This is a genomic window from Lentilactobacillus sp., assembly GCF_040773105.1.
GTDB classification, from domain to species: Bacteria; Bacillota; Bacilli; order Lactobacillales; family Lactobacillaceae; genus Lentilactobacillus; species Lentilactobacillus parabuchneri.
This window is the reverse complement of sequence record NZ_JAXGWW010000052.1, coordinates 1-12,005: the sequence shown is the minus strand read 5'-3', so window position 1 is coordinate 12,005 and position 12,005 is coordinate 1. Positions and strand designations below refer to the sequence as shown.

At 44.1% G+C, this 12,005-nt stretch carries 7 protein-coding genes and 1 pseudogene; 6 read left to right on the top strand and 2 right to left on the bottom strand.

Annotation, left to right across the window (positions count from 1 at the left end; translation table 11 throughout):
• Together AB3112_RS04345 and AB3112_RS04340 are read left to right on the top strand one after the other, a co-directional pair.
• Positions 1–393 (top strand): annotated as a pseudogene (locus tag AB3112_RS04345) (UbiD family decarboxylase); the annotation flags it as partial.
• 18 nt (positions 394–411) lie between these two features.
• Positions 412–975 (top strand): UbiX family flavin prenyltransferase, encoded by a 564-nt coding sequence (locus AB3112_RS04340; RefSeq protein WP_084974044.1) that lies wholly within the window; start codon positions 412–414, stop codon positions 973–975.
• Here the strand turns inward: AB3112_RS04340 and AB3112_RS04335 are convergent.
• Both AB3112_RS04335 and AB3112_RS04330 read right to left on the bottom strand, forming a co-directional pair.
• Complete coding sequence (locus tag AB3112_RS04335) at positions 972–1,871, bottom strand: LysR family transcriptional regulator (RefSeq protein WP_084974046.1); 900 nt, start codon at positions 1,869–1,871, stop codon at positions 972–974. The genes AB3112_RS04340 and AB3112_RS04335 overlap by 4 nt on opposite strands.
• Positions 1,872–2,030: 159 nt before the next feature.
• Positions 2,031–2,792: an acetoin reductase gene (locus tag AB3112_RS04330; RefSeq protein WP_367334015.1), complete on the bottom strand. Its 762-nt coding sequence runs from the start codon at positions 2,790–2,792 to the stop codon at positions 2,031–2,033.
• Between the two features lie 908 nt (positions 2,793–3,700).
• Between AB3112_RS04330 and AB3112_RS04325 the strand changes: the two genes are divergently transcribed.
• The 4 genes from AB3112_RS04325 to AB3112_RS04310 form a co-directional block, all read left to right on the top strand.
• A complete protein-coding gene (locus AB3112_RS04325) occupies positions 3,701–7,264 on the top strand; it encodes a PD-(D/E)XK nuclease family protein (protein ID WP_367334014.1) in 3,564 nt (1,187 codons plus the stop codon).
• On the top strand, positions 7,254–8,645 hold the full coding sequence (locus AB3112_RS04320) for a UvrD-helicase domain-containing protein (RefSeq protein ID WP_367334013.1): 1,392 nt from the start codon (positions 7,254–7,256) through the stop codon (positions 8,643–8,645). The genes AB3112_RS04325 and AB3112_RS04320 overlap by 11 nt, the downstream gene beginning before the upstream one ends.
• 6 nt (positions 8,646–8,651) lie before the next feature.
• A complete protein-coding gene (gene addA, locus AB3112_RS04315; RefSeq protein ID WP_367334012.1) occupies positions 8,652–11,012 on the top strand; it encodes a helicase-exonuclease AddAB subunit AddA in 2,361 nt (786 codons plus the stop codon).
• A 32-nt stretch (positions 11,013–11,044) separates the two neighbouring features.
• Positions 11,045–12,005 (top strand): PLP-dependent aspartate aminotransferase family protein (locus AB3112_RS04310; protein WP_367334011.1); only part of this gene is annotated, 961 nt, incomplete at its 3' end.

Here is a 12,005-nt window from a genome sequence, read left to right as displayed (position 1 = left end):
GGTGGTAAGTTAATGACAATTATGCAGATTCATAAAGAAAATGAGGCCGATGAAGGCATTCAACGACAGGCTGCATTATTGGCGTTTTCAGCATTCAAAGAATTGAAAACGGTTATTTTAGTTGATGATGACGTGGACATTTTCGACATGAACGATGTGATTTGGACGATGAACACCAGATTTCAGGCCGATCAAGATCTAATGGTTCTTCCGGGAATGAGAAATCATCCACTGGACCCATCTGAACGACCGGAATATGATCCTAAATCAATCCGGATTCAAGGGATGAGTTCTAAATTAGTGATTGATGGAACAGTTCCATTTGATATGAAAGATCAATTTAAACGCGCCCATTTCTTAGATGTTCCTGACTGGAAGAAATATTTGGAATAATAAAAAGGAAAATTTGATATGAGAAGAATTGTAATAGGAATTACTGGTGCTTCCGGGACAATCTTTGGAATCGATTTACTGCAGAAATTGAAACGAGTACCGGATGTTGAGACACACTTAGTTATCAGCACATGGGCGAAGAAAAATTTAGAACTTGAAACCCGGTATTCATTACGCGATATTAAGGGAATGTCCGATTATTCATATAGCGCAAATGACCAGGGCGCCAAAATTTCTAGTGGCTCATTTTTGGTTGATAGCATGGTGATTGTCCCTGCAAGTATGAAAACCGTTGCGAGTGTTGCCTACGGTTTTGCGGATAATCTCATTAGTCGGGCGGCTGATGTGACGCTCAAAGAACAGCGTCAATTGATTATTGTGCCACGGGAAACCCCGTTGAGCTTAATTCATTTAGAAAATTTGACCAAGCTTGCGCAAATGGGTGTTCAAGTGATCCCACCAATGCCCGCATTTTATAATCACCCCCAAACGATTAGTGATCTCATCAATCACAACACCATGAAGTTACTAGATGCGCTTGGAATTGAAAATGAAACCAGCAATCGGTGGGATGGAGATTAGTTGGAAAATTTTAGTTCATTGATCAGTCGGTGAAGGACGCTTAACATCAGCTGGGTAACCGAACGTTGTTTATAGACGAATTGCAAGGTGCTGCTGTATTTGGGTGTCAATGATTTTGTGGTTAAATCGGCGTTAATGAATGGCTTAACTGACTTGTTAAACAAAAAAGTAACGCTCTTGGAGTTATTGAGCATCCCCAGTAATGTTTCAATGTGTGAACTCTGAAAATAAATTTTAGGCGTTAACCCGTTTTGAGAAAACATTTCGAGGATGGGCTCGTGAACGCCAGATCCTTCTGGTAGCATTAATAGCTGTTCTTCTTTCAAGTCTTTAATTGACACGCTGTCCATTCTATTAAGCGGATTGCTTGTGGCCATAATAACGAGTAGCTCATCGGAAACCAGACTCTTGATCCCGTAAGAAATTGGGGATAAGTAATCGGTTTGAGTATCGCGAAGAATGGCGGCATCAATTGAGCCGTTATCCAATTCTTTGATCAGATTTTTCCCCTCATTTTCAATCAGTTGGACGAAAATGTTGGGGTGTTCAGCATTAAAGCCGGAAATAATTTTTGAAATACCATACTGGCTACTGATTGGGACAGTTCCAATTTTGATAGTCGTGGTATTGGAAGATCGATTAATGGCAATTTTATCAAGCATTTGTTCGTATCCGTCCATAATTTTGAGGGCACTTTCATAAAAATCTTCACCGGTTTGTGTGATGACGAGTCGCCGTTTGTTCGTTGTGTCAATGAGTTGGCTGTTCAATTCTGTCTGCATACGTTGCAGTCGTTTTGAAAGTTCGGATTGTGAGATGTTTAATCTGAGTGCAGCTTTTGAAATACTTTTAAACCGATAAACAAATATAAATGCTTGAATGTCTTCAAATGTCATAGCGGTCAATCCTTCTGTATAGTTTTAAGACTCATCTTATTATATCGTTTTTTACTTGGCGATTGGGATCGTTAAATGTGTGCACTCAGTATGATATAGAACAAAAATAGCCGCTTCGGAAAGATTTCCGAGACGGCTATTTTTATGGAAATAAGTGATTTATACGAAATGAATCCCACCATCGACAATAATTGCTTGACCGGTAATGTAGTCAGATTTTGGATCTGCCAAAAATGAAACCAAGTTGGCAACATCAGCTGGTGTTTCTCCTCTAACTAAAGCAATGCTATCAATGTTTTTCTGCAAAGTTTCGCCTATTGGAACGTGGTAGATTTTCGCCATTTCGGCATCAATTTGATCCCACATCTTAGTGAGAACGATGCCTGGTGCGTAGGCGTTTACGGTGATTTTATCCTTCGCTAATTCTTGGGCAGCAACTTGAGTTAAGCCACGGACAGCAAATTTAGTTGCGGAGTATGGTCCGAGTAACTCGAATCCTTCGTGGCCGGCAATTGATGAGGCACTGATAATCTTGCCGCCAGTGCCTTGTTTCTTAAACTGAGTCGCAGATGCTTGAATACCGAATAAAACACCTTTTAAGTTGACACTGACAATTTGGTCGAAGTCTTCTTCAGTCGTATCTAAAATGGTGCCGATCTTGGCAATGCCGGCATTGTTAACGAACACGTCCAGCTTACCAAAGTCTTTTACCACGTGGTCGACTAAATCAAACATGCTCTTCTTGTCTGAAACATCAACGTAGTAGCCCCTTGAATTATTGCCAATCTCTTCAGCAACGTTGCGGGCATTTTCTTCATTTAAATCTGCAACGGCAACACTTAAGCCGTCTTGAGCCAACTGGCGGGCAATTCCTTCTCCGATACCTTGGCCAGCCCCAGTAACAATCGCAATTCTTGTCATAATATTTCCCCCTATTAGGCAATTCGATGCTATGATTCACAAATGATTGAGTAGAATGCCCATTTATGTGAAAGCGATACCATTGCCCACATAATGCACTTTCTATATCGATATTTAATCACATATCGGATGTAAGTACAAACATTGTGAAGGTCGAATTTTGGGGAATATTTTTGGCCATAAAAAAGCCTGAGAACACTATCCTCAGGTAATAATGGGAACTTATTCGTTAGCTTCGTTTTGGCGTGCTCGCCGAGACAACAACCTGCATGTAAATCATCTCCGGTTGTTAACCGCCGTGTCTAAACGTGCTCCGGGGCCACCCGGGGCTCGTTGCACTGTGATTGAAAACGTGCTTCGACGACCGCAAACGGAGTGCGGCGTCTAGCCTACTGGCGACACCCCTCTCCCCTACTGCATAAGGCAAAGCTATCAATAATGAACACAAACCGTTCATTATCGCTACCTTTACCTTATGCTCCGGGGCCACCCGGGTCTCGTCGCACTCTGATTTATATGTACCGCCCAGCTTTCGCCAGGCGTTATTAGGAGTAAGAGCCTACCAGTTTGAACTTGAAAGATATATTGGGGGTAGATCGTAATTCTTGCTTCCGATACTTAATCGTGGAATGCACCGATAGGCTCTCTAACAAGATCAATGCAAGCATAAAGCTTTCATTTAGGTCAAATAGATGGATGTAATCTGCATCCACCATTAATGATAGACTCTTTTTGTTAATGTTCAATGATAATGTTCCTAAAAATCATTTCCAACCTGAAAGCCCTATGAAAACACTATTGTGATGGGGATGAGCGCTTCGACCCAGACTGGTTTATAATCTGTTTTTTAAGCAAACATGGCTTTTAGACTATGGTAAAATTAAAGTAATTTTAGAGAGGTGAGCGCAGTGACGTTACAGTTTGTCTTAGGCAAAGATGGTCTTGACCATCAAGCGAAAATGATTGAAATATTGAAAAGTCAAAAAGTAAAAAATGCCGGCGACCAATTTTTTTATCTAGTTCCCAATCATATTAAATTCGAATCAGAAGTTGACATCTTAAAACAACTCGGGGAGGTTGATGCTGACACAACTGCTCAAAGTGCGGTTCAGGTGCTGTCATTCACGCGATTGGCCTGGTTCTTTTTGCGAAACACGCCAGAATACCAGAAGCAGCGAATCAGCCAGGCTGGCATCAATATGTTGATTTATCAAATCATCGTTGATAACCAAGACAAATTGGTTCTGTTTTCACACGAAATTCATAATCCAGGATTCATTGATCAACTTTCCCGACAAATTCGAGAAATGCAGGCTGGAAACGTCTCACCTGAAAATTTATTGGAAATGTTGGAAAACGACAACAGCACGATTACAAATGATTTGCGTGATAAGCTGCATGATTTTGCCATTATTTACCAGCAATACGTCGAACGGATCGCCAACCAGTATTTTGATAGTCATACGGTCTTGAATTTATTGAGCGATAAATTACTGGATATCGATTTATCCCATTATCACTTCTACATCTCAGGCTTCTCCAAGCTGACAGCCCAGGAATGTGGCCTGGTGCAGGCACTCATTAACCAGTCGGCTTCAGTGACTGTTTCGTTGACCTTGGATCGACCGTATCCAAACGAACTGCCAAAGCAGCCAAATTTGTTCCTGCAATCGGCTAAGCTGTTTCACCAACTGTATGGCTTTGCTGCTGACAACAAGATTCCTTACTTAAAGACCGTTATGGCTGATCAACCACGAATCAGTGACGATATGCAAAAGCTTGAAGATTACTGGATTGACTCAAGTAGTTTAGGCAATCGCCCCGTTGATCAGCACATCGCAAAAGAAAGTATTCAAATCTATCAGGCTGACAGCCTCTATTCAGAACTGGATCAGGTTGCGACCATGATTCACCAAATGGTGGCCTCTGGAAAATACCGTTATGCGGATTTTTTGATCATGACCCGTCATTTGGACGCTTATCAAAACATCTTGGACCCGGTTTTGACAACCCAAGGCATTCCGTATTTTAAGGATATTCAAAAATCAATGGCCGATCATCCGCTTGTAGAACTCCTTGGCGCACTGTTTGATATCTATGACCCCAAGCGACGCCGAAACTACCGCTACGACGATATCATGCGGTTTTTAAAATCTGAGTTGGTGCTGCCGGTCGTCGATGGTCGGGCAATGCCGATCGATGCTTATCGACGGGCGGTTTCTCTGACCGACAATCTGGTTTTGAAAAATGATTTTGCCGACAAGCGCTGGACGCAACAAGAAGACTGGCAGTATGTCTGGTTACCCGACAATGATGAAGGGGAAAGCTCGCCCAAAATTTCTGCCAGTGACCGGGAAATATCCCGCCAGATCAATCTGATTCGCCATATGGTGCGCGATTTACTCCCACAATTTTACCAAAAATTCTACCAAGCAAAAACCAATCGGGATGCGGCGGCGCTTTTATACCGCTTTTTGATTGATGCCGGAGTGGTGGACCGTTTGCAAGATTGGCGCGATGCCGCGACAGATGCCGGGGATATGACCCGATCCAATCAAATCGAACAGGTGTGGCGGACGTTTTGTTCGCTGCTCGACGAGTGTGTTCAAATCCTAGGTGACAAGCCGTTTGTGGCCGAGGACTTCTGGGCGCTTATTTATGCTGGGTTTGAGGGGGCCGACTATTCCCAAATTCCATCAACGCTGGACCAGGTGAGCGTGTCTGAAAGCGGGATGGTTCAGATGAATGATTATAAAGTGACCTTTATGATTGGTGCAAACGACGATAACATGCCCGACCGACTGGTTAACGAGAATTTATTTGGCGATGATGATATTAATCAGCTTCAAAGCTATTTGAGTGACGATCAATATCTGAATGACCCTGCGGAAGTGCAAATGGCCTTTGAACCCTACCTGAACTACCTTGCCTTTATGACGGCGTCTCAAAAGCTCATCTTTACTTATACGAATAAACTAAACGATGAATCGTCTGTGAAACTATCGCCTTATGTTTCACGGATTCAACGCTTCTTCAACTTACCCATTGTTAATAATCCGGCGATTCCTGACGGTCAACACACTGTTCAACCCTACGTTGGCACTAAGCTGGGAACGCTGCATCACTTGATTCAAATTGCTCAAAAAAATTTTAAGGATAATCAGGGCCTCGGACCTGACTGGGCAGCCGTTTTTCAATTGCTAAAAAGTGATCCGGACGTCGGTGAATTAACAAACAAATTACTCGCAAGCATTCATTATACTAACGTCCCACCGAAGCTGGAAACGCCGCTGATTACCGGCTTATATGGGGATGAATTGAACATCTCAATTTCCCAATTGGAAACCTTCTATAAGAACCCTTATGAATATTTCCTCAAATATGGTCTCAGGCTTCAGGAACGCCCTAAATTCGAGCTGTCAACTGCTTCGACGGGAACCTTTTATCATGACGCGATGGATCAAATAACGAAGCAGGTCCATGCCCAAAACATTGATTTGGCAAGCCTAAGCGATGGGGATGTCAAACAACTGGTCGCCCAAACCGTTGACCAAATCGTCCATGACCCGCAGAATTTTGACTACGTTGTCTTGACCAGTTCAAACCGGATGCACTACATTACCACTCAGCTGGAAAAAACGATTCAACAGATGGTTCAAACACTGCGTAATCAACAGACCCTGACTCCGATGCGTCCCCAAAATACCGAGTTGATTTTTGGCCAGCCCAACCAAAAGCAGGCTTTAAGCGGCTTGAGCTTTGATTTGCCGGACAATCGAACGGTTAAAGTTCGTGGTCGGATTGACCGGATTGATTCGATGAGTACCAAAGATAAACGTTATTTTGGAATCATTGACTACAAATCTTCTGATCGAAAATTTGATTTCAATGCAGCCTATGACGGCATTTCGATGCAGTTATTGACTTACCTGGATGTTTTGAAACACAATTTAGCGCGACTCAACCCGGATGACAAAGACGCGGCGATCGCAGGGGCCCTCTACCTGCATATTTTTAATGCGACCTTTAAACCGGGGGAACTGGAAAAGGCTGGCTTTGAAAATGCTTTATTGGCCAAACACAAGTACAACGGCATCTTAGTGAACGATGAAAATCTGGTTGATAATTTGCAACCGGATCTGGCTTCCGGAACCTCGTTGATTTATCCCTATGGCAAGAAAAAGGCCGGTGGGACGACGGCAGCCAGTTCTTTGATTCGCCAAAACGATCTTGAGGCCTTTCTCGAACATACTGAAGCCCTCATCAAGGCTGCGGCAACCAATATTTTTGCCGGCGACATTAAGCTGCGTCCATATCAACAAGGACAAATGACTGGGATGCAGTTTAGTCCTTACAAATCAATTATGAATTTCGACCCAATATTGCCGGATAATCAGTACCGGCGGATTTCCGATGATTCGATGGCGGATGTATTGCGCAAGCTAGGAGGAAAAACTTCTGATGGCATTTAATTACACAAGTGATCAACAAAAAGCGATCAAAGACCGGCCCGAAGGAAACATCCTGGTTTCTGCCTCGGCAGGTTCTGGGAAGACGCGTGTTCTGGTCGATCGAATTATCGATATGGTCAAAAATCAGCAAGTCGATGTTGACCAACTACTGGTCGTGACCTTTACAAATGCGGCCGCCAAAGAAATGAGACAGCGGCGGCAGGTTTCCCTTCGAGAAGAATTTAGTAACGCCCCGGAAGATCAAAAAAATCGCCTGTTGACACAGATTCAAAAAGTTGCGGTGGCCGACATTACGACCATGGATGCCTATTGTCAAAAGCTGGTTGGTCGCTATTACTACCTGCTGGGAATCGATCCCAACTTTCGAATTTTGGCCGATGATACGGAAAAACAGCTGTTAAAAGACCAGGTGTGGGATAGCCTGCGAGAAGATCTTTATGGCCAAGATGACGACGGTTCATTTGCCCGCTTAACTGAAAACTTTTCCAACGATCGGAGTGACGACGGCCTGGCCAATCTAATTTATCGACTGGATGAATTTGCCAACGTTACGGATGATCCGGATGGTTGGTTAGACGACGCGGCTGAGTTCTATGACCTTGGGGAAAAGCCGTTGCTTGAAAGCGACTTTTACCAGCAAAGCATTGCCCCTAAAATCAGCGACGTGCTGGAGAAATTCAAATTAAACGATCAATATATGCTTCAACTTGCACAGCAAGCCGGCTTGGAAAAGGACGAGAAATTTTTAACTAAGCAGCTGCCGTTAATTGATGACTTGAAGAAACAACTGCAAGCCATGTTAGCTTTCGATGATGTCCGAACCACCTTAACAAGTTTTGAGTTCACAAAAATTCCGCAATTACGAAAAGCGGAGCCGGAACAAAAGGCGACTCACGAACAGATTAAGGAACTCAATGAGCAAAACAAGAAAAATCTGCGGGGACTTTGCGCGGATTATTTTTCAATGGATGAAAAAGACAATATCCAACTGATGCAGGCCGCTAAAAAACGCGTGGCAAAGCTGATTTCGGTGGTTAAATTATTCCGTACGTCTTATGAAGCAACCAAAAAGCAGCGCCATTTGATGGAATTTATCGACATCGAACAGGCTGCCTTTCAAATTTTGTCCAGCGATCTCCCACAGGCCGTTCAAGTTCAAGAAAAATTGCGTAATCAATACTACGAGATAATGACCGATGAGTATCAGGATAATAACCGCCTGCAGGACGCAATTTTAAACAAGCTGGCAAAAAAAGACGGCGGCAACCGGTTTATGGTGGGCGACTCCAAGCAGTCGATTTACCGCTTCCGATTGGCGGATCCACAAATGTTTATCAACAAACAACGCGCCTATTCGCTGGCTGATAATCACAACGAGTGAATTACTTTGGCGGACAACTTCCGTTCAGCTGAAAACGTTGATAATTTTATTAATTTGATTTTTGAGCAAATCATGGACCGTGATGTGGGTGAGATTGACTATGCCGACGCCAAGCTAAAATTTGGTGCTAAGTACTATCCAAAAGATTTGAAGGCGGACATTTCAATCATGTTGTACAGTTCAAAGAAGCCGCTGGCACAGTCCGAACCATTACCAGCTGACCAAGTGATTGATGCCGATGAGGGCCAAGTGGAGTTGATTGCCCAAAAAATTCGCCAAATCATTGATAAGGGTGAAAAGATTGCCGATGGGGATGACTATCGACCAGTCACCTATGGCGATTTTGCGGTCATTTCACCGACCCGCAACAGTCAGGTGACCATGTCTCAAATCTTTAAAGCATATGGCATTCCGGCTGAAATTACCGGTGCCAAGAGCTACTTAAAGACCACTGAAATCCAGATTATGCTGTCGCTGTTATCAATTATTGATAATCCCTATCAAGACATTCCACTGGTGGCGGTGTTGCGTTCCCCAATCGTTGGCTTGGACGACAACCAGTTAGCTTACTTACGCATTAATCAAAAAACAGGCAACTATTATCAATCAGTTTTAAAATTTTATCGGGATTACCCAACTTCCGAGCCCAATGATTATGCCCAAGCGATTTATCCGTTGATCGAGCGTTTCTTTAACCAGTTGGATCACTTCAAAGACGTTGCCCAGCAAGACGGTTTAGTGGCGCTGATCTGGGAAATTTACAAGCAAACCGGCTTTTTGGATTACGTTGGCGGCATGCCCGGCGGATATCAGCGCCAGACCAATTTACACGCACTTTATGAACGGGCAGCGGACTATGAGAAAAATGGGTTTAAGGGGCTGTTCCGGTTTGTGCTCTTTATTGAGCGAATGCAGGAACGAGACGATGACCTGGCGACGGCAGTTCCCAATGCTTCTGAAAATATGGTTCATGTCATGACCATTCATGGTAGCAAAGGACTTCAGTTTCCAATTGTCTTTTTAAACGATATTGGCAAGCAATTTAACCCAAAGGATACCCGTGGTTCTGCGATTTTAAACGATCATCTGGGAGTCGGAATTTCATATTTAAATACCGAAACCAGAGAGGTTTTGGAGCCCCTCCAACGCCGGGCAGTCGTCGATGTCACGAAAAATGCCGGCTTGTCAGAGGAAATGCGTAAACTTTACGTTGCGTTAACCCGGGCAGAGCAGCGGCTCTACTTGGTTGGAAAAGTTGATTCACCCAAGGGGACCTCAAAATCGGAAGTGCTTGACCCTCAAAAAGTTGTCACCAACTGGCAGGCCAAGACAGAAGAAACGACTATTTTGTTGCCGATTTCCGAGCGGAATTCTGCCAAGAGTTATCTGGACTGGATTGGACCGGCGATTTCACGGCATCCCGCAATTACTGCTGACTACGGAGACGGTCAGCTGGTGAACCGGCTCGAATCCGATCAAAGCCATTTCAGCTTAAAGTTTTACGATGCTGCGATGATTATTCAAGGTAAGCAGCAGGCGGGCACTCAGGCGCCTGATCCGAAAAAATGGGTTGAAGACCAGGTCGAAACCGTGTCTGCTGACAACGGTAAGGCCAAACAACTTTCTCAAATAATGAATTACCAGTATCCACACGTTCCAGCGACTCAAACAACCGCCTACCAGTCGGTATCAGAAATCAAACGGTTATTTGACGATCCGGATAACGTCCAGCTTGGAAACCTGGCCCGAATTGATGTTAATCAGGTCATTAAGCCCGGTAGATATACACAGCCGAGCCTGGCGACACCAAAATTTGTTGCGGAAAACGGCGATAAAAAGCCCGCACCAACCGAGGTCGGAACGGCGACCCACTTGGTTTTACAACAAGTTGACCTCCAAGATGAGCCAACGATGGAAACAGTGACTGGGCTCATCAATCACCTCGTTAAAACCGGGATTCTGCAAGAAAACGTTGCCCAGGCCATTAATGTCTCTGGGATTCTCAAGTTTTATCGAAGTCCAGTCGGTCAAGTGGTGCTGGCAAATCCGACGAAAACCCATCGCGAGGTGCCGTTTTCACTGTTGATGAAAGCCAATCAGGCCTTTAAAAACTTCGGTGGAAATGAACAGCAACGGATTTTAATTCACGGAATTATTGACGGCTACGTTGAGGCTGACGACGGCGTTTATTTATTTGATTACAAAACGGATCGCTTAACACCTCAGACAACGATTGAGACGATTCGCGACCGTTATGAAGGGCAATTGCGGCTGTATGCCATTGCGTTGGCTAAAATTTTGGGAAAGCCGATTTCCAAGAAGTACTTATATTTGTTATCATCAGATCAACTTGTTCCGGTTCAGTAATTAAAAATATTGATGAGATAGGAGATCTTTCAATGGTTAAATTTAATACGTTACTCGTTCGTGGCGGCCGCCCTAACGACAATACGACGGGTGCTGTCAACGTGCCAATTTATAATTCTTCAACTTTTAGATACCCCAAGTTGGGGTCTGACGTGAAATGGGACTATGAACGTTCTGGAAATCCCACCCGAGATGCGGTTGAGGATGTTTGTGCGGCGCTTGAAAATGGTGATCGGGGCTTTGCTTTCTCCAGCGGGATGGCGGCCATTCACGCGGCATTATCGTTATTTAAGCCGGGAGATCACGTCATCATTGGTGATAATATTTACGGTGGGACTTTCCGGTTGGTCAATGATTTTCTCAAACCGCGTGGTGTTGAATTCACCGAGGTTGATACTCAAGATACCAATGCCGTGGCGGCAGCCTTTCAAGACAAAACCAAGGGTGTTTATTTTGAGCCGGTGACAAACCCGCTTTTGAAAGTCTCAAGTGTCAAACAGATTGCTAAGATTGCACATCAACATGATGCCCTGGTGATTGTGGATAATACGTTCCTGACGCCATATCTCCAACGACCTCTGGATTTGGGGGCTGATGTGGTATTGCACTCCGCAACCAAGTATCTTGGCGGACATTCCGACTTTACTGCCGGAATGATCGTGACGAAAAATAAAGAACTCAGCAATCAAATTTACGCCGTTCAAAACACAATCGGTGCAGTCCTGGCGCCACAAGAGGCGAATTTACTGAGACGGGGCATTCAGACGCTCAATATTCGAATGGACCGCCACATCCAAAATGCTGAGAAAATCATTGCTTATTTAAAAAGCAATCCAAAGGTCACCAAAATCTATTACCCAACCGTTGATCAGACAAGTGACGATTTCAAAATTATCAGCGAGGAGGCCAAGGGCGCAGGTGGTGTTCTGTCCTTTGAAATTAAGGATGGATTGGATGCAGCCAAGTTTGTGAATAGCTTGCAGCTGATCATTT

Bases quoted from the DNA above. Each gene is read 5' to 3' on its own strand.
- AB3112_RS04340 (WP_084974044.1), top strand. From the start codon at position 412: ATGAGAAGAATTGTAATAGGAATTACTGGTGCTTCCGGGACAATCTTT.
- AB3112_RS04335 (WP_084974046.1), bottom strand. From the start codon at position 1,871: ATGACATTTGAAGACATTCAAGCATTTATATTTGTTTATCGGTTTAAA.
- AB3112_RS04330 (WP_367334015.1), bottom strand. From the start codon at position 2,792: ATGACAAGAATTGCGATTGTTACTGGGGCTGGCCAAGGTATCGGAGAA.
- AB3112_RS04320 (WP_367334013.1), top strand. From the start codon at position 7,254: ATGGCATTTAATTACACAAGTGATCAACAAAAAGCGATCAAAGACCGG.